Source organism: Isoptericola sp. NPDC056618 (genome assembly GCF_042792715.1).
Lineage (GTDB): Bacteria > Actinomycetota > Actinomycetes > Actinomycetales > Cellulomonadaceae > Isoptericola > Isoptericola nanjingensis.
On the sequence record NZ_JBHTVZ010000001.1, the window covers coordinates 188561 to 215072 of the forward strand.

Annotated in this window: 18 protein-coding genes; 8 read left to right on the forward strand and 10 right to left on the reverse strand. The window is 72.8% G+C overall.

Annotation, left to right across the window (positions count from 1 at the left end):
- The first annotated feature begins 58 nt into the window (after window positions 1–58).
- Together ACFQ8T_RS00870 and ACFQ8T_RS00875 are read left to right on the forward strand one after the other, a co-directional pair.
- On the forward strand, window positions 59–1006 hold the full coding sequence (locus ACFQ8T_RS00870) for a sugar-binding transcriptional regulator (protein ID WP_430544684.1): 948 nt from the start codon (window positions 59–61) through the stop codon (window positions 1004–1006).
- Window positions 1007–1086: 80 nt separating this feature from the next.
- On the forward strand, window positions 1087–2142 hold the full coding sequence (locus ACFQ8T_RS00875) for a YihY/virulence factor BrkB family protein (protein WP_430544685.1): 1056 nt from the start codon (window positions 1087–1089) through the stop codon (window positions 2140–2142).
- Between the two features lie 15 nt (window positions 2143–2157).
- On the opposite strand, the gene ACFQ8T_RS00880 is transcribed toward ACFQ8T_RS00875, so the two are convergent.
- The 3 genes from ACFQ8T_RS00880 to ACFQ8T_RS00890 form a co-directional block, all read right to left on the reverse strand.
- A complete protein-coding gene (locus tag ACFQ8T_RS00880; RefSeq protein WP_430544686.1) occupies window positions 2158–3642 on the reverse strand; it encodes a mannitol dehydrogenase family protein in 1485 nt (494 codons plus the stop codon).
- A gap of 84 nt (window positions 3643–3726) precedes the next feature.
- Window positions 3727–4872 carry a VanZ family protein gene (locus ACFQ8T_RS00885; protein ID WP_430544687.1) on the reverse strand — a complete coding sequence of 382 codons (1146 nt, stop codon included), beginning with the start codon at window positions 4870–4872 and terminating at the stop codon, window positions 3727–3729.
- Window positions 4873–4890: 18 nt separating this feature from the next.
- Entirely contained in the window at window positions 4891–5610 is a 720-nt protein-coding gene (locus tag ACFQ8T_RS00890; protein ID WP_430544688.1) for a GH25 family lysozyme, read from the reverse strand.
- A 151-nt stretch (window positions 5611–5761) separates the two neighbouring features.
- Between ACFQ8T_RS00890 and ACFQ8T_RS00895 the strand changes: the two genes are divergently transcribed.
- The 3 genes from ACFQ8T_RS00895 to ACFQ8T_RS00905 all read left to right on the forward strand — a co-directional run bounded on the left by ACFQ8T_RS00895 (window position 5762) and on the right by ACFQ8T_RS00905 (window position 9810).
- Complete coding sequence (locus tag ACFQ8T_RS00895; protein ID WP_430544689.1) at window positions 5762–7867, forward strand: bifunctional lysylphosphatidylglycerol flippase/synthetase MprF; 2106 nt, start codon at window positions 5762–5764, stop codon at window positions 7865–7867.
- A gap of 93 nt (window positions 7868–7960) precedes the next feature.
- Entirely contained in the window at window positions 7961–8380 is a 420-nt protein-coding gene (locus tag ACFQ8T_RS00900) for a transferase (RefSeq protein ID WP_429762977.1), read from the forward strand.
- A 338-nt stretch (window positions 8381–8718) separates the two neighbouring features.
- Window positions 8719–9810, forward strand: a complete 1092-nt coding sequence (locus ACFQ8T_RS00905) for an AI-2E family transporter (RefSeq protein WP_430544690.1) — start codon at window positions 8719–8721, stop codon at window positions 9808–9810.
- A gap of 15 nt (window positions 9811–9825) precedes the next feature.
- Here ACFQ8T_RS00905 and ACFQ8T_RS00910 read toward each other — a convergent pair whose 3' ends face one another.
- Together ACFQ8T_RS00910 and ACFQ8T_RS00915 are read right to left on the reverse strand one after the other, a co-directional pair.
- Window positions 9826–10101 (reverse strand): GlsB/YeaQ/YmgE family stress response membrane protein, encoded by a 276-nt coding sequence (locus ACFQ8T_RS00910; protein ID WP_430544691.1) that lies wholly within the window; start codon window positions 10099–10101, stop codon window positions 9826–9828.
- A gap of 131 nt (window positions 10102–10232) precedes the next feature.
- On the reverse strand, window positions 10233–18797 hold the full coding sequence (locus tag ACFQ8T_RS00915) for a DUF5979 domain-containing protein (RefSeq protein WP_430544692.1): 8565 nt from the start codon (window positions 18795–18797) through the stop codon (window positions 10233–10235).
- A gap of 291 nt (window positions 18798–19088) precedes the next feature.
- On the opposite strand from ACFQ8T_RS00915, the gene ACFQ8T_RS00920 reads away from it, so the two are divergent.
- The 3 genes from ACFQ8T_RS00920 (at window position 19089) to ACFQ8T_RS00930 (ending at window position 23258) form a co-directional block, all read left to right on the forward strand.
- Window positions 19089–19517: a hypothetical protein gene (locus ACFQ8T_RS00920; RefSeq protein ID WP_430544693.1), complete on the forward strand. Its 429-nt coding sequence runs from the start codon at window positions 19089–19091 to the stop codon at window positions 19515–19517.
- 85 nt (window positions 19518–19602) lie between these two features.
- Complete coding sequence (locus ACFQ8T_RS00925) at window positions 19603–21321, forward strand: SulP family inorganic anion transporter (RefSeq protein ID WP_430544694.1); 1719 nt, start codon at window positions 19603–19605, stop codon at window positions 21319–21321.
- A gap of 44 nt (window positions 21322–21365) precedes the next feature.
- Window positions 21366–23258 (forward strand): alkyl/aryl-sulfatase, encoded by a 1893-nt coding sequence (locus tag ACFQ8T_RS00930; RefSeq protein WP_430544695.1) that lies wholly within the window; start codon window positions 21366–21368, stop codon window positions 23256–23258.
- Here ACFQ8T_RS00930 and ACFQ8T_RS00935 read toward each other — a convergent pair.
- The 5 genes from ACFQ8T_RS00935 to ACFQ8T_RS00955 all read right to left on the reverse strand — a co-directional run bounded on the left by ACFQ8T_RS00935 (window position 23248) and on the right by ACFQ8T_RS00955 (window position 26471).
- The gene (locus ACFQ8T_RS00935; RefSeq protein ID WP_430544696.1) at window positions 23248–23871 is read right to left on the reverse strand and encodes a Pr6Pr family membrane protein; all 624 of its coding nucleotides are present in this window, start codon (window positions 23869–23871) and stop codon (window positions 23248–23250) included. The genes ACFQ8T_RS00930 and ACFQ8T_RS00935 overlap by 11 nt on opposite strands.
- 37 nt (window positions 23872–23908) lie before the next feature.
- Entirely contained in the window at window positions 23909–24262 is a 354-nt protein-coding gene (locus tag ACFQ8T_RS00940; RefSeq protein WP_430544697.1) for a hypothetical protein, read from the reverse strand.
- Between the two features lie 15 nt (window positions 24263–24277).
- The gene (locus tag ACFQ8T_RS00945; RefSeq protein WP_430544698.1) at window positions 24278–24640 is read right to left on the reverse strand and encodes a YidH family protein; all 363 of its coding nucleotides are present in this window, start codon (window positions 24638–24640) and stop codon (window positions 24278–24280) included.
- A gap of 92 nt (window positions 24641–24732) precedes the next feature.
- The gene (locus ACFQ8T_RS00950) at window positions 24733–25656 is read right to left on the reverse strand and encodes a hypothetical protein (protein WP_430544699.1); all 924 of its coding nucleotides are present in this window, start codon (window positions 25654–25656) and stop codon (window positions 24733–24735) included.
- Window positions 25653–26471: a hypothetical protein gene (locus ACFQ8T_RS00955; RefSeq protein ID WP_430544700.1), complete on the reverse strand. Its 819-nt coding sequence runs from the start codon at window positions 26469–26471 to the stop codon at window positions 25653–25655. Before ACFQ8T_RS00955 ends, ACFQ8T_RS00950 begins: the two co-directional genes overlap by 4 nt.
- Window positions 26472–26512 lie beyond the last annotated feature (41 nt).

Consider the following 26512-nt stretch of genomic DNA (forward strand, 5'->3'; position numbering starts at 1 on the left):
AGCAAGGCCCGAGCGCTCAGAGTGGCGCGGCGGCCGGACGAGCGAGGAGGATGATCCCGTGACCGACGCCGAGCACGCCCGCCTCCTCGTGGAGGTCAGCCGCGACTACTACCTCGACAACCGCTCCAAGGTGGACATCGCGTCCGCCCGCGGCATCTCCCGCTTCCAGGTGGCCCGGCTGCTCGCCGAGGCGCGCGAGAGCGGCGTCGTACGGATCGAGATCTCGCCCCCCGCGCACCTGGACGCAGGCCGCGCCCGGCGCCTGGCCGAGCGCCTCGGCGCGCGCGAGGTCGTGATCGCCGGCGCGGCCGGCACCCCCGGGGCGACGCGCAAGTCGGTCGCCCGCGCTCTCGCCGGCGTCGTCTCCGCGCACGTGCGCGAGGGCGCGACCCTCGGCGTCTCCTGGTCCCGCACGATCGAGATCGCGGTGCGCCACCTCGATCCCCTGCCCGCGTGCGACGTCGTGCAGCTGGTCGGCGCGCTGCCGGTGGACGGGTCGGGAGACTCGCTCGACATGATCCAGGGCTTCCGCCGGATGCCGGGCGTGCGCACCTGGCCGGTCTGGTCGCCGCTGCTCGTGGCCGACCCCGGCACGGCCGCCGGCATGCGCCGGCAGCCCGAGGTCGCCGCCGCGCTCGACCGCGCCGACGACCTCGACGTCGCCGTCGTCGCGATCGGCGCGTGGACCGCCACCGGTTCCACCGTGTTCCCGCAGGTCACGGGTGACGAGCGGCGTGCCGCCACCGCCGCGGGGACCGTCGCCGAGTGCTCGGGGCGGCTCTTCGACGCCGAGGGCCGCCGCGTCGTCACGCCGCTCGACGCCCGCGTGGTGGGCGTGACCTTCGACCAGCTGGTGCGCACCCCCGAGGTCGTCACCGCCGGCTACGGGCGCGAGGCCGCGCCCGGCCTGCGCGCCGCCGTCGCGGGCGGCATCGCCACCACCGTCGTGTGCGACGACGCCGCCGCGGGCGCGCTCGAGGAGCTGCTGGACGCCGCGGGCGCGTGACGTCCGATTGCGGGCATTCGCGGACGCATCGAGCCTGGTGGTGACCCTGGCGGAACCGCCGCCGCGCCCGAGGAGGTCCCGTGACCGACACGCACGAGCAGCACGGCACCGAGCCGGCTCCCGACGACCCCCGCAAGCCCGAGTCGCCGCCGGACCTCAAGAAGCCGTCGTGGAAGCTGGCCTTCAAGGGGACCGTGCGGGAGTTCATGGACGACGAGTGCACCGACCTGGCCGCGGGGCTGACGTACTACGCCGTCCTGGCTGCGGCCCCCGCCCTGCTGGCCCTGGTCTCGCTGCTCGGCTTCGTCGGCGACGCCGAGGCGGCGCTCGACTCGATCCTGACGACGCTGGGCGACTTCCTGCCCAAGGAGACGCTCGACATCGTCCAGCCGCTGGTGGAGCGGCTGGTCGGTTCCACCGGTGCGGGCCTCGCCCTGATCGTCGGCCTCGTCATCGCCCTCTGGTCGGCTTCCGGGTACGTGACGGCGTTCGGGCGGGCGATGAACCGGGTGTACGAGGTCGAGGAGGGGCGCCCGATCTGGAAGCTCCGCCCGCTGCTGCTGCTGGTGACCCTCGTCGTCGTGGTGCTCGCCGCGGTGATCGTGGCGAGCCTGGTGCTGTCGGGCCCGGTCGCGAGGTCCGTCGGTGCCGCGATCGGCCTGGGCGACGTCGCGCTCACGGTGTGGAACATCGCCAAGTGGCCCGTCGCGGTCCTGCTCGTCGTGGTCGTGGTCGCGCTCCTGTACCACCTGACACCGAACGTGAAGCAGCCGAAGTTCCGCTGGATCAGCGTCGGCGCCCTGGTCGCGATCGTGGCGTGGGCGATCGCCTCGGCAGCGTTCGGCTTCTACGTGGCGAACTTCGGCAGCTACGGGTCCTACGGGATGCTCGGCACCGTCATCGTGTTCCTCCTGTGGTTGTGGATCACCAACCTGGCGCTCCTCTTCGGCGCGGAGCTGGACGCGGAGCTGGAGCGCAGCCGGCAGCTGCAGGGCGGGATCGCGGCGGAGGAGACCCTCCAGCTCCCGCCCCGCGACACCAGGGCCAGCGACAAGAAGGCCGGCAAGCGGCGCGACGCCGTCGCCGAGGCCCGCAAGATCCGGGAGGCTGCGGCCCACGACCGCACGACGGACTGACGGCCGCCGCCGGGCTCAGCCCGCGACGAGGCGCTCGACCGTCGCCCGGGCGCCGAGCGTGTGCAGCGAGTCCAGCGCGGCCGTGTACGCCTCGACGAAGCGCGGCTCGGTGGCCAGGTCGCCGAACAGCTCCTCGTCGCGGACGAAGGCGAGCGGGTCGTCGTGGTTCCGTGCGGCGGCGGCCTTGAGCCGGTCCGCGAGGCGGTCGACGATCGCGATGGGCTCGCCCTGCTCGTCCACGGCCTCGTCGTACCGCGCCCAGGCGGCGACGACGGCCGCGGACCGGTGCACCTCGCCGCCGGAGGCGAGGTTCGCCCGGATCACCGGGACGAGCCACTTCGGGATGCGGTCGGAGGACTCGGCGCACAGGCGGGCGAGCGTGTCGCGCACGTGCGGGTTGGCGAACCGCTCGATCAGCGTGTCCTGGTACTCCTCGAGGTCCACCCCCGGCACGGGCAGCAGCGTCGGGGCGCCCTCGCGGGCCATGTAGTCGCGCAGGAAGCGCACGAACGTCTCGTCGGCGCAGACCTCGTGCGCGTACCGGTAGCCGGCCAGGTAGCCGAGGTAGCACAGGGCCTGGTGGCTGGCGTTGAGCAGGCGCAGCTTCATCAGCTCGTACGGCTCGACGTCGTCGACGAGCTGCGCGCCGACGTCCTCCCACGCCGGCCGGCCGGCGGCGAACCGGTCCTCGACCACCCACTGCGTGAACGGCTCCGCCACGACCGGCCACGCGTCGTCGACCCCGAACCGCTCGGCCACCATGGCGCGGTCGTCGTCCGTGGTGACGGGCGTGATGCGGTCGACCATCGAGTTGGGGAACGGGACGTGCTCCTCGATCCACCCGGCGAGCTCCGGGTCCTTGAGCCGCGCGAACGCGGCGAACATGCGGTGCGCGACGTCGCCGTTGCCCTGGATGTTGTCGCAGCTCTGCACCGTGAACGGCGGGACGCCGCGGTCCCGGCGGCGGCGCAGCGCCTCCGTGACCAGCCCGAACGTCGTGGCGGGCACGGAGCCGGGCTCCAGGTCCGCACGCACGGCCGGGTCGTCGGCGTCGAACTCGCCCGTCACCGGGTTGACGTTGTAGCCGCCCTCCGTGACGGTCAGCGACACGATCCGGATCTCCGGCGACGCCATCCTCTCCAGCACCGCCTCCGGGTCGTCCGGCGCGAGCAGGAAGTCCACGATCGAGCCGATGACACGGCCCTCGAGCGTGCCGTCGGGGTGCTTGAGCACCAGCGTGTACAGGCCGTCCTGCGCGGCGAGCGCGTCGCGCATCCGGGCGTCGTGGGGCAGCACGCCGACGCCGCAGATCGCCCAGTCGTGCGCCTCGCCGGCGTTCATCAGCCGGTCCAGGTACATCGCCTGGTGCGCACGGTGGAACCCGCCGACGCCCAGGTGCACGATGCCGGCGCGCAGGCTGGTGCGGTCGTACTGGGGGACGGCGAGCGGCAGGTCGCCGCCTGCCAGCGACGACACGGTCTCTGCGCTGAGTGCGGTCATGGTGCGTCCTTGCTCCGTCGGGTACGGGAAGGACCAACGTAGCAAACGAGCGTCATGATCGTCACAGATGAGCGAGACGTGCCGTCACCGCGGTCGGTGCGCCCCCGTCCGCGCGTCGACCATCCGCGCGCCCGTGAGGACGCAGGCGAGGCCGCGCCGGTCGTGGGTCGCGACGACGCCGACCAGGGCCGCGAGCGCCACCACGTTCTGCAGCGCCCCGGCCCACGCGTTCGACGCGTCGCCGGGCGGCACCGCCTCCACGATCCCGAGCGCCCCGTACAGGCCGAGCAGGAGGTACCCGCGGGCGAGGCGCCGCGCGAGCGGGCCGCGCCGCAGCGCCCCGGCGCCGTCGGGCCAGCGCGGCTCCAGCCACACCGCGCGCTGCCCCAGCGACGCGCCCGAGCCGAACCACGGCGGCAGGAGGAAGACCACGACGGCGGGCGCCACCGTGCCGAGCAGCACGTCGGGCCACGTCGTCGCCGAGGGGACGTCCCGCCCGGTCGCCAGCATCGCCACCCGGTAGGCGAGCTGCAGCGCCGCCCCCAGCGCGGACGCGGCGAGCAGGTCGGTGACCATCCCCAGGACGCGGCGCCAGAACGTCACCGGCCGCGGCTCCAGGCGCGCGGCGGCGAGCTCGCGCGCCTGCGGCATCCAGCGCAGCACCACGGGCGCGACGAGCGCGCCCAGGAGGCCGCCGAGCGTGTTGGTGAGGACGTCGTCGACGTCGGCGACGCGGTACGAGCACGGGACGATGCCGAGGATGCCCGTGTACTGCACGGTCTCGATCGCGACCGACGCGACCAGCGCGCTCAGGGTGGACGCGGCCACGCCCCACCCGAGGTATCGCCGCGCCAGCACGCCCCACGGCACGAAGAGCAGCACGTTGAACGCCACCTGCAGCACCGCGGCGCTGCGCAGCGTGGCCAGCAGCCCGAGGCCCGCCGTGTCCCGGCGGACGTCGTCCAGCGAGTGCAGCGGCACCAGCTCCGCCCCGGGCACCCCGTGCGCCGCGCACCACGCGGCCAGGTCCCCCGACGGCAGCGGCAGCAGCGTGTACGCGAGCAGCGTCACGACGTACACCGCGAGCGCCGCGGCGCCGAGCACCCGCCGCGCGTCGAGCCGCCCGTACCTCCGCTGCTGCACCAGCAGCACGGGGATCAGCACCCCGAGGAAGACCAGCACCCCGAAGCCGACGCCCACCACGGCCGGCCATGTCCATCGATCGATCACGCCGCCGACGGTATGCGGCTACGGCTGGGTCAGCGCGCTCAGGTCGCCGATCGTGCCGTTGAACACGTTCATGTCGATGTGCTCCTCCTCGCCGGCGTAGCCGGGGAGGGTGTCGCGGTCGGAGTACTGCCAGAACTCCCAGTCGCGGCGCGGCAGGTCGGGGGTGGAGGCGACGGACCGGATCCACAGCGGGTACCGGTCGTAGTCGTCGCCCAGGTAGTCCGTCCGGATCTGCTGCGTCGTGTAGAGGATCGGGGGCACGCCGTAGTGCTCCTCGAGCGCGTCGAGCATCGGGTCGAGGATGCCCCGGAGCTCGTCGACCGTCGGCGGGTCGGCCGCGAAGTCGCCGTAGTACTCGACGTCGACGACGGGCGGCAGGGTGCCGCTCTCGGCGGGCACGACGTCGATCATGTGCGCCGCCTGGTCGGCGCCGGGGCTCTCGAAGGAGAGGAAGTGATAGGCGCCGACGAGCAGGTCGGTCGCGCGGGCGCCCTGCCAGCTCGCCGCGAACCGCTCGTCCTCGTGGGCGGAGCCCTCGGTGGCCTTGATGAACGCGAAGTCGAGGTCCTGGTCCGCGAGGACGGGCCAGTCGATCTCGCCCTGGTAGGCGGACACGTCGACGCCGCGCACGGCGTACCGGTCGGCGGCCAGGCGGTTGGGCCAGAGCACGCCGTTCCACACCAGCAGCGCCAGGACGCCCAGCAGCACGACGACGGCCCCGGCCGCGACTGCCAGCACGCGCCGACGTCGACCTCGTCCTGCCCGCTCGCCGCTCATCCCGCTGATGATCCCCGATCGCACCGGTCCCGGGCCACCTCCGGGCGGGCCGGACGACGCGCGCCACGGCGCCCGCCGCGGAATGATGCCCTCATCCGAGGTGAGGAGTCACGTGACCGAGGCCACCGCCGAGGCAGCGGCACCACCCCCGACCGCCTCCACGACACCGGGGCTGCTGCGCACGGCGCGGCGTGTCCCGTTCACGCTCGGGGTCGTCGCGCTGATGCTCGTGCTCGGCGTCGTCACCGGCGCCCTGTGGTCGCCGTTCGAGGACCACCCGTGGTTCGACGTCGTCGCGTTCGGCGCACCGGCGTTCGCCGACGGACGGTGGTGGACGCCCGTCACGGGCTCGCTGTTCGCCCTCGAACCGTGGGAGTACGTGGCGGTCGCCGGGGTCTTCCTGCTGCTCGTCGGCTGGACGGAGCTCCGCCTCGGGACCCGGCGCGCGGTCGTCACGGCGGTGACCTGCCAGCTCGTCGGCGTCGTCGGCACGGCGGGCAGCCTCGCCCTCCTCGCCCGCACGGGCTGGGACTGGGCGGAACGCCTGGCCCAGGTGCTCGACGTCGGCTTCAGCGCGGGGGTCGTCGGCGCGGTCACGGTGACGGCGCTGAGCCTGGCGCCGCCGTGGCGGTTCCGGCTGAGCGCCCTCGTCGCGATCTACGTGCTCGTCGCCCTCGTGGCCTGGGGCGGGATCGCCGACGTCGAGCACGTCGTCGGCTGGGTGGCGGGACTCGTCGTCGCGCGCCCCGTGCTGGGCCCGCGGCTCGGCGCCCGGACGCGCGCAGGGCGCGTGCAGCGGGACCGGGCGACGGCGGCAGGGTACTTCGCGATCTCCGCCCTGCTCGTGGTGCTCACGAGCTTCGCGGCCGGTTCCGCGGCCGGGCCGCTCGGCGCCACGACCGGCGACGACTGGCCCACGGGCATCATCGCCGTGACGGTCGACCTGGTGCTGGCCGTGGGGCTGCTGCGGGGCCGACGCGCGTGGTGGCGCGTCGCACTGGTGCTCACCGTGCTCGGGGTCGTCTCGGAGGCGCTCCTCGTGGTAGCCGCCGCAGCGTTCGAGCGCGGCGAGCTGCCGCTGTACGTGCTCATGCTCCTGCTGGACGCCGGCGCGCTGGCGCTGCTCGTCGTGCGCCGGACGTCGTTCCGCGCCCGACGGAAGGCACGCCCGTCGGAGGCGACCCACCTCGACCAGGACGGCGCCCGGGCCACGCTCCGGCGGCTGGGGGCGGGTCAACGTCTGGCCTGGATGACTACCTGGGACGGCAGCCACCGCTGGGTGCCCGACGACCAGGACGGGTACGTCGCCTACCAGGCGCACGCCGGGGTCGCCGTCGTGCTCACGGACCCGGTGGGCGACGGTCCCGAGGGCCGCGCGGAGCTGGTGGACGCCTTCGTCGGGGCGGCGTCGGCAGCAGGGGCCGGGTCGTGCTTCTTCTCCGCGAGCGAGGAGGTCGCCGCGATCGCACGGGCGCGCGCGTGGACCCTCGTTCCCGTGGCCCAGGAGGCCGTGATCGACCTGCCGGGCCTCGAGTTCCGGGGCAAGAAGTGGCAGGACGTGCGGACCGCGCTCAACCAGGCCGCGAAGCAGGGCGTGGGACACCGCCTGGTGCGGCTGGCCGAGGAACCCCCCGAGGTCCTCGCGCAGGTGCAGGCCATCTCCGAGTCGTGGCTCGGCGACAGCGACCTCCCGGAGATGGCCTTCACGCTGGGCGGGGTCCGCGAGGCCCTCGACCCGGAGGTGCGCGTGGGCCTCGCCGTCGACGACGACGGCCGGGTGCACGGCGTGACGAGCTGGCTGCCGGTGCACGCGCCCGGCGGCGAGGTGGTGGGGTGGACGCTGGACGTCATGCGGCGCGCGCCCGACTCGTTCCGCTACACGATGGAGCTGCTCATCGCGTCCGCGCTCACGGAGTTCCGCGACGAGGGCGCCCTGGAGGCCTCGCTGTCCGGCAGCCCGCTGGCGCACAGCGACGAGCCCTCCCCCGGCGGCGTCGACGCGGTGCTCGACCGTCTCGCGGCACGGCTCGAGCCGCTCTACGGGTTCGAGTCCCTGCACCGCTTCAAGATGAAGTTCCAGCCGCGGAACGTCCCGCTCTACCTCGTCGTGACGGAGCCCGCGACCCTTCCCCTCGTCGGTCTCGCGCTCGTGCGGTGCTACCTGCCCGACGTGCGCGCGCGCGAGCTCGTCGCGGCGGCCAGGTCGTCCCGCCGCTGAGGCCGCGACACCCGGCGTCGCCCGGCTGCCGGGAACACCAGACGCCGCTTGCGCGTTATGTCACAAGATTCACCCGTACCATGAGGAGCACTCTTGCGACGCATCCCCCGAAAGGTCGAGGTCGAGCACGAGCCGGGGAAGTTCACCCGGTACCTCCGGCACGACAACGGCGAAGGCTTCGTCTCGCCGCACGCGAGCGTCCACCCCGACGCCACCATCAGGCCCGGCGCGTACGTCGAGGCCGGCGCTCGTGTGGGCGCGCACGCCAAGGTGGGCCGGTTCAGCTGGGTCGACGTCGACGCCGTCGTCGGGCGCGGAGCCCGCGTCGACGAGAACGTGCACGTCGGCGTCCGCGGCGTCGTCGGCGACGACGCCCGGGTCGGCTCCGGCACCCGCCTCGGTACCGACAGCCGCGTCCCGTCCGGCGTCGTCGTGCCGCCCGACGCGATCGTCCCCGACGGCGAGACGGCGCACGGCGAACGCCGCCGGAAGGACTTCGGCACGGCCGCCTGACCTGCGCCCCCGCGCCTCCCACGACACCTTCGACGTCCCGCCGACCGGCCTCGCCCGGCCCCGGCGGGACGTTGCTATGGTGGCCGGTTCATCGTCCCGTCTGGAGGCGAGTGGAGGTGAACTCCCGTGGCCAAGAACTCGAAGAAGCAGCCGGCGCTCTCCCTCAAGGAGAAGCGGGCGCAGAAGCGCGAGAGAACTGCCGAGACCACCGTCAAGGCGCGTAAGCGATAGACCGTTCGCGAGCGGGCCGGCCGTCCCCCGACGGCCGGCCCGTTCGCGTCCCGGTGGCACGACGGCGCCCGCGCGGGATGATGCTCGGGACCGACCCGAGGAGAACCGTGCCCCACCAGGACCCCGTGCCCGCCCCGGCGACCACGCGGCACCCCGGCGACGGCGTGCTGCGGCTCGGCCGGATCGGGTGGGCGGTGGTCGGCGTCGCCGCCGCCGCGGTCGTGGTCTACGCCGCCGTGTCGGCGATCAGCGGGCTCGCCGTCCCCCTCGTCGTCGCCGCCGTGCTCGGCGTGCTGCTGCACCCCCTGGTCGACCGCCTGGAGCGGCTGGGGCTGCGGCGCGGCCTCGGCTCCCTCGCCGTGCTTGTCGCGCTGGGCGCGGTCCTCGGGGTCGCCGTCTGGGTCACGGCCGACGGCGTCGTCGACCAGTCGGCGGAGATCACCGACCGGTTGGGCAGCGGCCTCGACACCCTCCAGCAGCAGCTCGCGGGCACGACGCTCGACCTGTCCGGCGTCGACCTGAGCGAGACGACGAGCTCCCTGGCCGGCGGCGTCGCCAGCCTGTTCGGGAGCGTGTTCTCCAGCGCCGCGGCGTTCGTCGTCGGCACCTTCGTCGCGGTCTTCTTCCTCTTCTACGTGATGACGGACTGGCCCCGTATCGAGGAGTTCGCCGCGCGCCACTCGTCCGTCCGCGGCACGCCCGGCCGCGTCGTCGTCGACGAGGCCACCGCCACGCTGCGCCGCTACTTCGGCGCGCTCACGACGTCGAGCCTCGTCACCGCGGTGCTCATCGGCCTCGGCGCGATCCTGCTCGACGTGCCGCTGGCGTTCTCGATCGCGCTCGTCACCTTCGTGACCTCGTACATCCCGTATCTCGGGGCGATCTTCTCCGGCGCGTTCGCCGTGCTCATCGCCCTGGGATCGCAGGGCCCGACGTCGGCGCTGATCCTGCTCGCCGTCATCCTCGTGGTGCAGAACGTCGTGCAGACGCTGATGCTCACCAAGCTGTCCTCCGACCAGCTGCGGCTGCACCCGATCGTCAACCTCGGTTCCACGATCGTGGGCGCCGTGCTCGCCGGCCTCCTGGGGGCGATGCTGTCCGCGCCCGTGACCGTCATCGTGCGGGACGTCCTCGGACATGCGCGCGCCCGCACGGACGACGCGGACGACGGCCGTGCGGGCGACGCGACGACGGGCTGAGCAGCCCGGACAGGATCAGGTCACGTTCTTCCGGCGGCCGCCCATCCCGGCGACGATCGAGACGCCGATCGCGGCCAGCACGATCTGGAACAGGAGCTCGATCCAGTCGATGCCGCCGGTGTCGCTGACGTCGAACAGGCTCGCGATCCACGTGCCCAGCAGGGCGGCGACGATCCCGATGAGGATCGTCACGAGGATCGAGATGTTCTGCTTCCCCCGGACGAACAGCCGGCCCAAGGCACCGATGATGGCGCCGATGATGATCGCGGTGATGATGCCGGTGGCGGTCACGGTCGTGCTCCCCTCCTCGACGGCGGCGCAGGTCGCGCCCACCACGAACCTACGGCGGACACCTTCTGCTCGCCCCCCGAACGCCGACGGCACCGGCCCCGTGACCAGGGTCGGCGCCGTCGTGCGCGCGGTCAGTGCTGCTGTCGGCGCCGGACCCCGACGGCGATCACGCCGGCCACGATCAGCAGGACGGCGAGGCCGACCCACAGGGCGATGTCCGCGCCCGTCGTGGGCAGCCAGCCGCCCCCGGTGTCGCCGTCGTCGCTCGGCGGCGGGACGGCGTCGAACGTGTTCGTCACCGTGATCGACGCCGGGTCGGCCGCGATCGTCACCGCGCCCGGGTCCCCGTCGCCCACGGCCGAGACCGTGGACGACGCAGCACCGCCGTCGTCCGTCTCCGTCACGACGCACTCCGCGCCGATCGGAAGCCCGTCGTAGGTGACGGTGTCGCCCGCCGCGATCTCGCGCGCCGCGCCGTCCGGGATCTCGATGTCCTCGCCCTGGAACGTGCAGGCGAGGGTCACCTCGAACGGCCCGACGTCGTACGCGTCGCCCTCGAAGTCGACCACCTTCTCCACGACGACCGACCCCACGTCGAACGTGTTGGTCACCGTGACCACCGCCGGGTCGGCGTCCGCGGCCGGCACCACGAGCTGGCCCGGGTCGCCGTCCTCGACGGTCGTCGAGACCGTGGTGGACGTGGCGCCTGCAGGGCCCGTCTCCGTCACGACGCACTCCGCGCCGACCGGGAGGTCGGTGTACGTCACCGATTCGCCGCCCGTGAGCGTCTGTGTCGCGCCGCCAGGGATCTCGATCTCGTCGCCGTCGAACGTGCAGGCCAGCGCGACCTCGAACGGGCCGGTCCCCCAGGCCTCCGCCCCGTCGCCGTCCACCACCTTGTCGACCGTGAGCTCGCCGAGGTCGAAGGTGTTGGTCAGCAGCAGCGAGACCTGCTCGGCGTCGGACGCAGGCACGACGACCTCGCCCGGGTCGCCGTCCTCGACGGCGGTGGTGATCGTCGACGACGTCGCACCGCCGTCGGCGGACTCGCTGACGAGGCACTCGGCGCCCACCGGCAGGCCGGAGTAGACCGCCGGCTCGTCCGGCGACACGGCGCGCGTGGCACCACCCGGGACCTCGATGTCGTTGCCCTCGAAGGTGCACACCGCGGTCACCTCGAACGGCCCGTCGCCGTACGCCTCGGCGCCGTCGCCGTCCACCGCCTTCTCGACGGTGAACTCGCCGACGTCGTAGGTGTTGGTGACCGTGACCTCGACCGGCTCCGTGATCGGCTGGGTGCCGTCCACGATGACCGAGTCGGGCGCGACGTCCACGGAGGTGGCGCCGCCCTCGTCGGTCTCCGTCACGGTGCAGGTCGCGCCGTCGGGGATCCCGAAGTACAGGCCCGGGAAGCCCGGCCCGAACCGGCGGGTCTCGCCGCCCGGGATCGTGACCTCCTCGCCCTCGCTCGTCGTGCACGCCATCGACACCTGGTAGGGGAACTCGCCGAACGGCACCTGGGCCAGCCACTCCTGGACGTCCTGGAGCGCCGCCAGGAGCTCCTCGGGCGTGGTGGGCAGCGGGTCCGGGAGCCCGGGGAACGGCGGGTAGTCCGGCATCGGCGGGGCGAACCCGGCGCCGTCGCCGTCGACCGCCTTGCGGACGATCACCGGCGACGTGAGGAACGTGTTCGTCACGGTGACGAGAGCCGGGTCCTCGTCGTCCCCTCCGACGACGACCGTCCCGCTGGTCGCGTCGTCCTCGCCGGGCGGGTCCATCGTGACCGAGCTGGCCCCGAAGGCGTCCGTCTCGGTGACGGTGCACTCCGCGCCGACCGGGAGGTCGTCGTAGGTGATCGTCTCCCCGCCGTCGATCGTGCGGGTCGCGCCCCCGGGGATCTCGATGTCCTCGCCCTGGAAGGTGCAGGCGAGCTCGACCTCGAACGGCCCGGGACCGTACAGCGCCCCCAGCCCGGCCAGGTCCTTCTCCACCTGCAGCGACCCGAGGTCGTAGGTGTTCGTCACGGTGACGCCCACCTCGCTCTCCGTGCCGTCGTCCCCGCCGACCGTGACGTTCTCCGGGTCGATCGCGACCGACGTCGCACCGCCGTCGTCCGACTCGGTCACCGTGCACTCCGCACCGATCGGCAGCCCGGCGAAGGTGGCCGGGTCACCCGGCGTGAACTCCCGCGTGGCGCCGCCCGGAATGTCGATCTCCTCGCCCTGGAACGTGCAGGCGAGGGTCACCTCATACGGCCCCGTGCCATATTGCGCGCCGTCGCCGTCGACCATCTTGTCCACCACGACCGATCCGACGTCGAACGTGTTGGTCGCCGTCACCTGGACCGGGTCCTCGGTGCCGTCGTCCCCGCCGATCACGACCGTCTCCGGGTCGATGGCGGTCGACGTGGCGCCGCCGTCGTCGGTCTCCGTCACGACGCACTCGGCTCCGACCGGCAGGTTGTCGATCGTCGCCTCGAGCGGGTCGTCCCCGCCGAGGCTCACGGAGCCGTCGTACACGGTCTGCGGGTCCGCTCCCCCCTCGCCGTCGCCGTCGAACGTGCAGACGACGTCGAACGTGTAGGGCCCGGTGGCGAAGTCGGCACCGTCGCCCGTGACCTCCTTGAGCAGCTGCAGCGAGCCGACGTCGAAGGTGTTCGTCAACGTCACCGCGTTGCGCGGCTGGCCCACGATGTCGCCGGCGAGCGTGAGATCCGCCGACGTGCCGTCCGTGACCTCGGGCTCGCCCAGCGGGCCGTGCTGCACCGTGATGGTCGTGGACGACGCGTTGCCCGCCCCCGTCTCCGTCACCGTGCACTCGGACCCGACCGGAAGGCCGTCGAACTCGACGGAGTCGCCGTCGTTCAGCTCGAACGTCATCGGGTCGTCCGGGCCGTAGCCGTCGGCGTACACCGGCTCGCCGAGGAACGTGCACTCGACCGTGCCGTCGAACGGCCCGAACACGATCGGCTCGCCGTCCTGGTCCACGGCGTCGCTGACGACCTCCTTGTCGATGACGATGCTCGACAGGTCGTAGCGGTTGATCGCCGTGATGGTGGTCGGGTTCTCCGGGTCCTCGCTGTCGATCGTCACCGTGCCGACGATGAGCTCGCTCTGCCCGGCCTCCGCGTCCTCGGTGATGGTGCACTCGGCGCCGTACGGGAGGTCCGGCACGACTGTCGGCGTGCCCGGGACGACGGTGATGGGTATCGGGTCGAGCTCCTCCTCCACCCAGGTGCCCACGCCGGACGTGCACTGCACGTTCAGCTCGAACGAGTCCGGCGCGTACTGGGCACCGTCACCCGTGACCAGCTTGTTCACCTCGAGCGGGCCGCTCGCCGTGGCGACGCCGACCTTCGTGCCCTCGGTCGACAGCGAGTTGAGCCGGGTGCCCCCCGGGGCCACCACGACCCCGGAGGTCGCGGCTGAGTTGAACGCGATCGACCGGTCGCCTGCTGCCGGCACCTCGGGCGGGGTGGTCGTCGTGCCCTGCAGCGCGAGCGAGCTGCCCGGCTGGAACAGGTTCCCGTCCGCCATGGTGATGACCGCCTTGAGCGCGGTGATCTGCGCGTACGTCTCGTCGCCCGTGTCCGCGGTCAGCGGGGCCCACCCGCCGGTCGCGGGGTCGTCGGAGCAGGTCGGCTCGTTCAGCGGGTCGCTCAGGTCGTCCGCGCAGTAGTCGTCGACGGTCGTGTAGTAGAACGCCGTGGTGCTGCCGGCCGGGGCGTCGACCACCTCGGGCGGGAAGTTCGGGTCGAGGATCGGCGTCCACTGCGAGCCGCGGGCCGAGCTGCTGGTCGGGTCGGACGCGGTGTCGCCGGGGGTGGGCAGGCGGTCGTAGATCACGACCTTGTCCATGGGCAGGTTGCCCACGTTGTCCACCCGGATGCGCCAGGTCTCATCGTGCCCCGGCGGGATGATCGGGGTGCACGGGTAGGCGTAGAACTCCGGGTCGCCGGAGGGCTCGACCGGCGCGCAGTCCTCCGGGGTGACGCTCCCCGGCTGGTCCGGATCGACCATGATGCCGAGCGGGTACTCGTCGTCGGTCGCCTTGACGTACTTCGACTCGGCGAGGACGCCGGACGGGATCGGCGTCACGTCGGAGTCCGCCTCGCACGCCCCCGTGTCCTCGTTGACGCGACCGTCGATAGTGGTCCCGTCGCTACCGGACTGCGCCTGGCAGACGTCCCACGGACGGTCGCCGGTGACGCCCGCCGTGTTCTCGACCACCGTGTTCGCGGCGAGGGTCGTCCGGAACTCGACCTGCACGGTGATGGTGTACACCTGACCCACCTCGAGCACCGTGCCCTCGGGGAACGTCCAGGTCAGGCCGGCGATGTTGCCGTCCTGGTCCACGGTCACCGCGTCCGGGTCGCTGGGCATCTGGGGCCCGTTGGGCTGGCCGGGCGGCGCCGTCGTGGGCTCGGTCAGCGCATAGCTGAACGGCTCGTCGACGTCCGCGAGCCGCAGCTGCGGCCCGTCGGCGTCCGCGGGCATCGGGTCGTCGATGATCACCGGGTCGTAGATCGGGCGGTTCCCGACGTTCGTCACGGTGATGTTCATGGGGAAGACCGTGTTCGGCGGCTTCGTGCCACCCGTGATGTCCGTGTCGAAGTCCTTGACGATCTTCACGCCGTTCTCGGCGTGCTCGTAGTTGATCGTCGCCTGCGCGTCCGCGTCGGCGGACACCGGGATCGGGTTCTCCGGGTCGTCCGGGTTGAAGACGAGGTCCGCGCCCGTGACCGTGGAGGTCACGTCGTTCGTGGCGACGCCCGCCGCCTCCTCGCCCGGGGCGGGGTCGTTCCCGGTCAGGTCCGTCGGCACCGGCGTGCCGGGGTCGGAGCGGAGCGTGTCACGGACCTGAACGGTGAGGTGCACCCGCTGGACGGGGTTCGCCGGGTTCTCCCAGATCGTGCCGTCCGCCTTGGTGAACGTGAACCGCAGGCCCACGACGTCCGCCGCGGCCACTCCGGCGGGCAGCCCGAACGACGACGACGGGACGCCGTCGGTCCACGTGCAGCCGTCGAAGGTGTCGCTCGCCTCGTCGTACGTGCCGCCGGTGCAGGCGTCGACCTGCACCTGGTTGATCGGTCCCGTGAAGGTCGTGTCGGCGAAGTCGACGAAGTCGTACTGGTTCCAGAAGCTGCCATCCATGTCGGTGAGGGTCATCTCGACCGCGCGCGACGGTCCCGTGGGCTGGCCGGTGATCTCGAGCACCGACGTCGGGTTCGGCTCGGCGTCCGAACCTGGCTCCACGACCGTGCCCGGGGTGAAGGACTTGGTCTGCACCATCGAGATCTCGGCGTCCTGGAGCTCGGTCTCCGCGGTGTCCCAGGCCTGCGGCGCCTGGTCCGTGGTGCCGCCCGGGTCGGAGACCTCCGCGCCCGCGCTGTTCGGCACCGGGTTCGGGTCGTGGTCCACCGTGATGCGGTCGCCGGTGTACCGGTCGAACTCACGCAGCTTGAGGGTCATGTCCAGCACGCCCTCGTTGTTCCCCGACTCGGTCGACGCGATGCGCCCGTCGAACGTGACCTCCACGCCGATCACGTCGGCGAGGACGTCGGCGGTGAGCGCCTCCGCCTCCGCCTCGGAGTAGTCGGTGACGGTGCCGTCCACGGTGGTCAACGAGACCGTCGTCGTCTCGGTCCCGTCGGGCGGCACGACATCGATGATGTCCGTCAGCGTGAAGGCGTCGAAGGGGCTGGTGCCGGGCGAGACGTCGGGCTCGACGACGAGGTCGTTGTTGGCGGACGACGGCTCCGCGATGCGTAGCTGATCCACGCGCGCCACCGAGTTGTTCGATGCGGTGACGGTCACGTTCGTCGTCGGGAAGTCTTCGTACGGCGTGCCCTCGGGCGGGACCGACAGGGGGCCACCGGTCCACTGCTTGTCGATCCCGACGTTGATCGGCTGGTCGATGATCAGCACGTCGTCGTCGTCGGTGTCGGTGCGCTCCGTGCCCTGGAACGTCGCCGTGCCGCGCGCGGTGTCGGTGACGAGACCCGGGTCGTCGGGGTTGTTGTAGATCTCCCCCTGGTCACGGCCGAGCGCCGGGCCGCCGCTGCGACGGTCGTCGCGGAGCTGGAACGTGAGATCGAGGTGCCGCCCGTCGGCCTGCGTCGAGCGCGCCACACCGGACCCCGCGGCGGGGACCGTCGGGTCGGCCGGGAACTCCGCACGAGACGGCGACTCGGTGTAGGTGAGCCGCACCGACGTCGCACCCTCCTGCTCCTCGGCCGTCAGGGTGTAGCCCGGGAACGTCCCGTCGCACGCGTCCGGGCACGGGTCGCCCGAGGCCTCGACCCAGGCTCCGTCGACGAACAGCTCGACGCTCTCGATCTGGTCGTACTGGAGCAGCGGGTCGACGGAACCGTCGATGGCCGGGACCGACACCAGGTTGAACGCGTCGTAGAACGAGCCGGCGATCGCCGGGTCGTCCGCCGCGACCGGGTCGGCGATGTCGCTGATCACCATGGGGTCCACGCCCTCGAACCCGTTGGTCGACCAGGTGATCTGCGCGGTGATCTCGTCCTGCGTGCGGGCGCGCAGCGTGTACGGCGTGCCGGTCTGCCCCTCGGGCGCCAGGAACGACTTCTCGATGAAGTCCAGGTCGCCCGGGTCCGTCGGCACCGGGAACGGGTCGACGGTGTCGCATCCTTCGGCCGGCTCGGTCGGCGCGACCGAGCCCGACGACGCGCTCGAGGCGCCGCAGTTCTCGATCGGGTCGTCGGCGTCCTCCGGGCCGATGTACGAGGCGACGAAGTTCGGGGACACGCTCGTGCCCGGCGGGATGCCGTTGCCCGTCGTGTCGTCGTAGACGAACTGCACGCCCTGGGCGTCGTCGGGCAGGTCGCAGTTGACCGTCGCGGCGCCCTGCACCGGGCTGCCGCAGTCCGGGGCCTCCACCCACTCGGTGCCGTCCCAGTAGTTGATCGTCAGCTCGGTGCCCGCGGGCACGTCGGTGGACCGGACCGACGTCGCAGTGAAGTTGTCCCAGAACGCGCCCGGGGCGTCCGTGTCGGTCGGGTCCTGGACGACGATCTGGTCCGCGTTGGTGGTGGAGCCGTCCTCGCCGAACGGCAGCAGCTGCGTCGGCAGCCCGACCACGACCGTCTGGCCCGGCAGCGCCGGGATGGTGGACGGCGAGATCGACTTGGTCGTGTCAGTCGCGAGCCGGTCGGTCAGCGTCTCCAGCGTGTCCTCCGCCGTGCCGGAGGCGTTGGGGATGTTCGCGGTGATCTCGTTCGGGTGGAAGACGTTCTCCTCGTCCTGGTCCGGGTCGGTGTCCACCTGGAACGGCAGCGACGCCTCGGCGCCCGTCACGATGTCCCCGGTGAACTCGACGGTGAACCCGACGACGTCGCAGCCGGCCGGCGGGTCCGGCAGCGTGTCCACCGCCTCGGCGTCGAGCGTCGGCGTGGACCCGTCGACGCAGGTGTAGGTGACGCTCGCCGCGGTGGCGTCGCTCGGCCACTGCACCACGCCCGGGTCGTCGGCCGTGCCCCAGCCGGTGAACGTCAGCGGGTCGTCGCCCTCGAACGGGCTGTCGGTGCCCGGGGAGGGCTCGGTGATGGACAGCTCCGTGGTCGGGTCGCCGTCGTTCGTCGCGCCGATCGTCACGGTGGCCGGGTCACCAGCGCTCACCACGGCAGGGCTGAACGTCTTGGTGGGCGTGACCGCATTGTTCGGCGGCGTGATGACGTAGGTGTCGCTCGCGGTCGTCGGGTCGGACTCGTCGTCGCCGTGAACCACGTTCGACGACGTCGTGTTGGTGATCGTGGTCGGGTCCGTGAGCTCCGTGACCGCATCGGTCTGCTCCACCTCGATCGGGATGGAAGCGGAGGCGCCGATCGCGATGTCGCCGGTGAACTCGACCGTGAAGCCCTCCACCACGCAGCCGGCCGGCGGGTCGGGCAGGGTGTCGACGTCGGTCGAGGTCTCCGTCGGCGTGGACCCGTCGGCGCAGGTGAAGGTCACGTCCGCCGACGTCGCCCCCTCGGGCCAGGCGACGTCGCCCCACCCGGTGAAGCCCAGGTAGGTGAACGGGTTCGGGTCCGTGCCGGCCGTGGGCTCGACGATGACCAGGGAGTCCACCGGGTCGTTCGACGTGTTGGTGCTGCCGATCGTCATCGTCGCCGCGGTGCCGGGGCTCGCGATCGCACCGTCCGGCTCGATGCTCTTCGTGGTCTCGGAGTCGAGGTCCAGGGGCACCTCGGGGATGATGTCGTCGGACCCCGTGGCGGGCTCGGAGTTGTCCGAGTCCACCGTCGCGGTGTTGGTGATCGGCTGCCCGTCCATGCTGTACGGGATGTCGTCGGTGATCTCCGCGGTGATGAGGATCTGCGACTGCTGCCCGTTGTTCACGCTGTCGGCCGTGTAGGTGACGGTGTTGGAGGCGGTGTCGGCGTCGAGCTGGGGGTTGACAGTCCCGGTTCCCGCACTCTGGATGGAGGCACTGACGAGCTGGACGTAGTCCGGCAGCGGGTCCGTCATCGTCGTGGGGGTGCACGGGTCCTGGTTCGGGTCGGAACAGGAGACGGTCACGACCCAGGTGACGGTCTGCCCGGGCTGGTACGGACCGGTGCTCGTCTCGAGCTTCTGCACCTGCCACGACGCCGCCGATGCCGTGGTCGCGGGCACGATCACCCCAGCCAGCGCGAGCGCGACGGCGCCCAGGACGGAGGCGCCGCGGCGCACCCGGCTCCGCGCGCGCAGCCGCGCCTGTCGACGCCGACGTTCCCCTGCAGCCCTACGACCGTCCACCATCAGTGCCCCTCCACACATCGGTGCAAACCGCCCGCGCGCGACGCTGTGCGCGAGCACCATTCCGAAGGTGTCAGACATCGGGCGACTTGGCTCGCCCAACGACGGTTCATCCGGATGGTCGGGAACGCCCCGATATCTCTCCTCCGCCGGTGCGCTCGCGAGCGCGGAGCGGGACGGCGACAGTCGAGGTGAGAGCGTCGGAGCGCGACGAAGGAGTCGACCATGGACCGGGCGAGGACACGACAGGGGTACGCGGTGCTGGGCGCGACGGCGCTGCTGCTGGCGGGGTGCGGCGAGTCCAGCACGGACGCGATGGGCGACGACACGGCGCAGGTCTGCCAGGACCTCTCCGCCTACACGGACGCCCTGCGGAACCTCGCGAGCACGCTGAGCCCGGACGCCTCCGTCGAGGACGTGCAGGCGGCGCGCGACCAGGCCGAGGACGCTCAGCGCACGCTGCACGAGAGCCTGGCCGAGGTGTCCGACGACCGCACGGACGACGTCGAGCAGGCCTGGGACTCGCTCGTGACCGCGTTCGGTCAGGTCGACGACGACGCCACCCTCGCCCAGGCGGCCGACTCCCTCAAGGACGAGGCGCAGGGCGTCGTCGACGCCACGGCGTCCGTGGGCCAGGACCTGGACTGCAGCTGAGGTTCTGCGCACGCTGCAGTCGCGGCGTCCCCCCTGGTGGGGCAGGGTGCTTGGTGCATCGGCGGCCACCCGAGGAGGGCACCCAGTGAGCGAGGCGAGCGACGCGACGGCGGCCCCCCAGACCGGGAAGGCCCGGAAGCTCGCCAAGCCCACCCCCCGCGACGTCGTCTCCGGCTTCGTGACGGGCCTGTTCTCCATCCCCGAGGGCATGGCGTACGCGACGGTCGGCGGGTTCTCCGCGCCGATGGGCCTGTGGTCGGGCGCGGTGCCCACGGTGATCGGCTCGATCTTCAGCCGCACGGTCCTCATGGTCACCACGCTCACGAGCGCGATCGCGCTGTCGGCGCAGAGCATCCTCACGGGCGCGGGCCTCGACCCCGGCGACCTGGGCTCCGTCGCCGCGCTGACCGTGATGGTCGGGCTGTGGATGCTGCTGCTGGGGGTGCTCAGGCTCGGCTCGGTGATGTCGTTCGTGTCGACGGCGGTGATGACCGGCTTCACGGCGGGCATCGCCGTGCAGATCGTGGCCGGCGTGGTCAAGGACGCCACCGGCTACACGCCCGAGGCGCACAACACGGTGGGCAAGCTGGTCGAGGGCGTGCTGCACGTCGGGGAGTGGGACGGCGCGACCGTCCTCGTCGCCGTCGCGACGGTGGCCGTGTGGGCGGGGCTCCAGCTCGTGAAGCCGCTGCGCAAGACGGCGACGCTCGTCTCGCTCGTCGTCGTCACCCTGGTCGTCGCGCTGCTGGGCACCGACGTGGAGCGGGTGAGCGACATCGCCGCCATCCCCCGCTCGCTGCCGCCGTTCACGCTGCCGGACCTCGGCGCGATGCCGGAACTCGTGTCCGGCGGGCTCGCCATCGCGCTGATCGCGCTCGCGCAGGCGGCGGGGATCGGCGCGGCGGTGCCCAACCCGGACGGCTCGCGCACCGACGTCTCGAAGGACTTCACGGCGCAGGGCCTCGCCAATGTGGCGGGCGGGTTCTTCGGCGCGCTGCCCACCGGCGGCTCGCTGTCGCGCACCGGCGTCGCGACCAGCGGCGGCGCGCAGACGCGCTGGGCCGGGATCTTCGCGGGCGTGTGGCTCATCGTGCTGGTGCTGCTGCTCGGCCCGCTGGCCGGCGAGATCCCGATGGCGGTCATCGGGGGCCTGCTGCTCGTCATCGGCGGCGAGCTCATCGTCGGACGGTGGGCCGACATCGTGCTCGTCTTCCGCACGTCGTGGCTGTCCGCGGCGGCGCTGGTCGTGACGTTCGCGGCCACCACGCAGCTGCCGCTGCAGCAGGCCATCTTCCTCGGGGCGGGCCTGTCGATCGTGCTGTTCGCCGTGCAGGCGGCCAAGCGCGGCAGGCTGGTGCAGCTCGTCCCCACGGACGACGGCGGCTTCCGCGTCGACGACGCCCCCACCGTCCTGCCGTCGGGCCGCACCACCGTGCTCCACTACGTCGGCACCGGCTTCTTCGCCGAGGTGAACCGCCTCGAGGAGGAGTGGCCGCACACGGCGCACACCCAGGACGCCGCCCTCGTCATCTCGCTGCGCGGCTCCGCGGGCATCCCGTCGACCACGTTCCTCAAGTCGCTCGACCGGCTGCTGGACCGCTGGCACGAGCACGGCGTCGACGTCGTCGTCTGCGGCGTCCCCGAGGAGCTGGCGCGCCGGTTCGCCACCGGCGGCGTCTCGACGCGGCTCCAGGACGCCGTCGTCCCGCAGACCGACGTGCTGCTCGGATCCGTACGCGAGGCCTACGCGCTCGCGGAGCGTCGTCGTGCCGAGCGCGCCGGCCGCCCGTCCACCGGCGTTTGAGCCCTCACCGCGCGCCGGGGGCGATCCGGTGCCAGCCTGGCGCCATGCCGAGCACACCGAAGCCAGCCACGCCCACGATCGTCGCCCAGCAGCAGGCTCTGCTGGACAGTCTTCCCTTCGCCGACCGGCAGGACTTCGAGGACGCGACGCGCGGCCTGATCGGCCGGCGGACGCCGAACGCGATCACGAACGACGCGGGCGACGTCGTCTGGGACAACGACACCTACGACTTCCTCACCGGCGACGCGCCGGACACCGTGAACCCGAGCCTCTGGCGGCAGTCGCAGCTGGTCGCGGAGCAGGGCCTGTTCGAGGTGGTCGAGGGCATCTACCAGGTGCGCGGCTTCGATCTCTCGAACGTGACGTTCATCGAGGGTGAGACGGGCGTCATCGTCCTCGACCCGCTGATCGCCACCGAGACCGCCGCCGCGGCCCTCGCCCTGTACCGCGAGCACCGCGGCGACCGCCCCGTCACCGGGATCATCTACACCCACTGCCACGTCGACCACTTCGGCGGCGTCAAGGGCGTCACCACGCAGGAGGACGTCGATGCCGGCCGCGTGCCCGTGCTCGCACCCGCCGAGTTCACCGAGCACGCTGTCGCCGAGAACGTCTACGCCGGCACCGCGATGGCCCGCCGCGCGGGCTACATGTACGGCGCCGCCCTGGCCCGTGGGCCGCAGGCTCAGGTCGGTGCGGGCCTCGGCCAGACGACGTCCACCGGCACCGTCTCCCTCATCGCGCCGACCCTCGACATCACGCACACGGGCCAGGAGGAGACGGTCGACGGCGTGCGCATGGTGTTCCAGATGGCGCCCGGCACCGAGGCCCCGGCCGAGTTCCTCGTGTACTTCCCGGACCACCACGCCCTGTGCGCCGCCGAGGACGCGACCCACACGCTGCACAACCTCCTGACGCTGCGCGGCGCCGTCGTGCGCGACCCGCACGCCTGGGCCAACTACCTCACCGAGACGATCGACCTGTTCGGCGGCGAGGTCGAGACCGCGTTCGCCTCGCACCACTGGCCCACCTGGGGCAACGCGCGGATCGTCGAGTACCTGGCGCTGCAGCGCGACCTGTACGCGTACCTGCACGACCAGACGCTGCGGCTGCTGAACAAGGGCTTCGTCGGCTCCGAGATCGCCGAGCAGCTGCAGCTGCCGCCGGCCCTGGAGAACGCCTGGCACGCCCGCGGGTACTACGGCTCGGTGAGCCACAACATCAAGGCGATCTACCAGCGGTACATGGGCTGGTACGACGGCAACCCCGCGCACCTGTGGCAGCACCCGCCGGTGGAGCAGGGCAAGCGGTACGTGGAGTTCATGGGCGGCGCGGACGCCGTCGTGGAGAAGGCTCGCGCGTCGTTCGACGCCGGGGACTTCCGTTGGGTCGCCGAGGTGCTGACCCACGTCGTGTTCGCCGAGCCCGGACACGCCGGGGCGAAGGAGCTGCTCGCCGACACGTTCGAGCAGCTCGGCTACGGCGCAGAGAACGGTACGTGGCGCTCGGTCTACCTGTCGGGCTCCACCGAGCTGCGCGACGGCAACTTCGGCACCCCGACGGCGACCGCCGCACCTGACATCATCGCCGCGCTCACCCCGGCCATGCTGTTCGACGCCATCGCCATCCAGGTGGACGGGCCGCGCGCCTGGGACGAGAAGCTCACCATCGACGTCGTGCTCACCGACTCCGGCGAGCGCTACCGGCTGTGGCTCCGCAACGGCGTGCTCACCTACAGCGCCGCCGCCCAGGCGGGCGACGCCGACCTCACGCTCACCACGACGACCCGCGCGCTGCCCGCGCTCGCCCTGGGCGGCGTGACGCCCGACGGGCTCGCCGAGGCCGGCATCCAGGTCGGCGGCGACGCGGGCGTGCTCGCCCGCCTCACCGCCGTCCTCGACCCCGGCGACCCGGACTTCGCCATCGTCACGCCCTGACGCCGCCGAGGAGGGGGCGGGCGGGGAGCACCCGGTCGACGGCGACGACGAGCAGCCCGAGGGCGTAGAACGCGCCGCCGTACAGCACCAGGTTGAGCCCCAGCCCGCCCCACCCGAGGGCATCCAGGTCGATGAACCCGTAGGGGTACTCGCTGCCCGGGCTGAGCTGCCCGCGCAGCAGGATCGCGCCGAAGTACAGCACCGGGAACAGCATCCACAGGCCCGCGTCGCGCAGGCGGGCGCGACGGTGCGGGTCGAGCAGCAGGAAGTCGAGCGCGACGGCGATCGGCAGGGCCCGGTGCTCGACCTGCCCGTCCGTGAGCCCGAGGAACACGGCGGGGGCGTCCGGGTCCTCCGGGGCGAGGACGAGCCACGCGACCAGCCCGGTGATGGCGGCCGCGAGGGTCACCAGCCCCTTCGCCCCGACCGGTGGCGGCTCGCGGCGTCGCAGCGTCGTGACGGCGGCCCAGCCGAAGACCGCCACCGCCAGGAAGCTGGTGAGGTTGGTGAAGTAGACGAAGCCCTCCACGTCGCCGTCGCGCCAGATGGCGCGCGTGCCGACGAGACCGAGCGCGACGACGAAGAGCCGGAACAGGCCCACGAGCACGAACATGGCGGTAGTGAAGCAGACCCCACGCGCTCGCCCGCCGTCAGAAGACGACGACCGCCACCAGCCCGGCGAGGCCGAGCAGGGCCGTGCCCGCGCACATGAGCACGATCCGCCGGCCGTGGCGGAGGCGCGGCTCGGCCGTGTCGAGGTGCCGGTGGGTGTGGCGGGCGTGCCGCTTGGCGAACCACCACAGCGGGGGCGTGAGCACCAGCCCGACGGCCGCGGCCAGCAGGAACGACATCTCGCCGTCGACGCCCGGCAGCGTCTGCCACGCCACCGCGCACGCCGCGGTGAAGGAGAGCAGCGTGCGGCGCCAGGCCAGCGCGGTGCGCTCGACCTGGAGGCCACGGTCGCGCTCGGGCCCGACGAGCGGCGGGTCGGGGCGGTCGGTCATGTCGGTGCGGGCCGATCAGTGCAGCAGCAGGGCGAGCAGCACGAGGATGCCCACGACGGTGATGGTCACGACCAGCACGAACCCGGTGATCGCGCCCGGCAGCGGGCCGTGCTCCCGCATGGCCCGCTCCGAGCGGGCCCACTCGACCGCCGCCGCGACCGGCACGACGGCGCCCGCCACGAGCAGCACGATCGCGGACGTGAGGCGCAGGTGCGGCTCCATGGGCAGGTTCAGCGCCTCGAGCGCCGTCCCGCCGGCGATGAGGCCGAGGGAGGTGCGCAGCCACGCGAGGATGGTGCGCTCGTTGGCCAGCGAGAACCGCGGGTCGGGCTCCGTGCCCCTCTCGTACACCCACCGGGGGAAGCGTTCGCGGCTCACGTCGACGTGCCTCCTTGGTCTCTGCCGGCGCACCTCGACGGGCGCTACCGCGGGTGCTCCCGCACATCCTCCCGCAGAGGGCGCGGGAGCGCTCAAGGCGGGTCGTTGACGAACCTCAGCTTCACGCGGACGTCGTCGAGCGGCACGACCAGCGTCGACCCGTGCGGCGACCACCGCTCGGGGACGAGGAAGAGGGAGTCGCCGCCCTCGACCAGGAGCCGCAGGCCGCGGTAGCGGTACCGGTATTGGCCGTCCCCGTCCGCCAGGTCCTCCTCCGCCACGGCCGGGTCGCCCACCTCCAGCCGCTGCGGGGTGTCGACGACGACGGCGGGCAGGCTGCCCAGGTCACGGGCGAGCGACTTGGCCTGGCCGCGTCCCGTCCACTCGGCCACCGTGCCCGTGGCCCAGAAGAGCGCGGCGACCACCGTGAGGACCAGCAGCAGGACGGCGGTGCGGGCGGGGTCGGAGGCCGTCGTCGGCCCGCGTGCGCCCTCGGCACCGGCGACGTGGGACGCCGCGGCCCGCCGGTGGGACCAGGTGAGGCCGTACGCGAGGCCCGCCGACCCGACGCCGATCACGAGCGGTGTCACCAGCGGGTACGGGGCCCACCCGGCCAGCGGGGCGTAGGCCACGACCAGGGCCACGCCGACCGCCAGCACGACGGAGCCGCCGACCGTCAGCGCGAGCGTCCACCGGTGCGCCGTCGGCGTCGCCGCACCGGTGAGCCGCCGCCGCAGCGCCGCGTCCGCGAGCACCAGCCCGGCCCCCACGAGCAGCACCGCGAGCATCGGCACGAGGAGAGGCTGCGGGCTGCGCATGACGAACTCCTGCGTGCTGTAGCCGAGCAGGTCGACGTCGACACCGAAGTACAGGTACTGCGCACGGGTCGAGACGTAGCCGAAGTAGAAGAGGATCGCCGTGACGAACGTCGCCGGGGCGACCACCGTGCCCAGCACCGACCAGACGCGCGCCAGGACGCTCGGTTCGTGCGCCGGTGGTGACGGCTGCTGGGTCACGGCAGGACCTGTTCCCCGGTGGGCTCGTCCGTGAGCTCGTCGGCGGGCTCGTCGACGGGCCCGTCGGCCGGTTCCTGCGTGACCTCCTCCGGCGTACCGGTCACGTCGCTCCCCGGCGTCTCGCTCGACTCCTCGGTCTCCGTCTCGCCCGGTTCGTCCGTCGGCGCCTCGGAGGTCTCGGCGGTCGCCGCGTCGCAGTCGTACCCGACGTCACCGGGCGGATGGCACATCGACCAGACGCTGTAGAGCGTCGTCGCCTCCGTGAACTCGTCGCACTGCTGCTGGGTACGGCACGTCGCGCTCGCGGCGAACGAGACGTCGACCAGCTCCGTCCCGGGATCGGGAGGCCGCACCGCGACCCAGCACGAGAGGCCGCCGGCGTCGAGCACCGCGCCGCGGCACGACGGCGTCCCGCAGTCCGTGCCCACCACAGCCGCGCCCTCGGTCTGCACCGTCACGCCGGTGATCGTCACCGTCAGGCCGTCCGGCAGCGTGTCCGACTGGATCGAGGCGAGACCGCACCACGCGTCGCCGACGAGCGTGAAGTCCTCGCCACCCATGAGGAGGCCAGGGAGGTCGGCCTGAGCCTTGCCGCCCGCCTGCGGCAGCGGGTCCTCGAGGTCCTCGCCCGCGTCGTTCTCGTCGCCGCCGTCCGTGCTGCCACCGTCGCCCTCGTCGCCGGGCCGCACGTCCTCGGACGTCGTCGCGGTCGGCCCCGTGCCGCCGGCGTCGGCGCCGGCCGGCTCTCCGCCGTCCCCGCACGCGGTCGTCGCCAGGACCAGCAGGACTGCCAGAGCGCCCAGGCCTCGTCTCATGTCGCCCTCCCGGAAGTACCGGGCCGCGTCGTCGCGGTCAG

Excerpts from the sequence above, each read along its gene's own strand:
- ACFQ8T_RS00880 (WP_430544686.1), bottom strand. The coding sequence starts at position 3,642 with ATGACCGCACTCAGCGCAGAGACCGTGTCGTCGCTGGCAGGCGGCGAC.
- ACFQ8T_RS00920 (WP_430544693.1), top strand. The coding sequence starts at position 19,089 with ATGGACCGGGCGAGGACACGACAGGGGTACGCGGTGCTGGGCGCGACG.
- ACFQ8T_RS00930 (WP_430544695.1), top strand. The coding sequence starts at position 21,366 with ATGCCGAGCACACCGAAGCCAGCCACGCCCACGATCGTCGCCCAGCAG.
- ACFQ8T_RS00935 (WP_430544696.1), bottom strand. The coding sequence starts at position 23,871 with ATGTTCGTGCTCGTGGGCCTGTTCCGGCTCTTCGTCGTCGCGCTCGGT.
- ACFQ8T_RS00940 (WP_430544697.1), bottom strand. The coding sequence starts at position 24,262 with ATGACCGACCGCCCCGACCCGCCGCTCGTCGGGCCCGAGCGCGACCGT.
- ACFQ8T_RS00955 (WP_430544700.1), bottom strand. The coding sequence starts at position 26,471 with ATGAGACGAGGCCTGGGCGCTCTGGCAGTCCTGCTGGTCCTGGCGACG.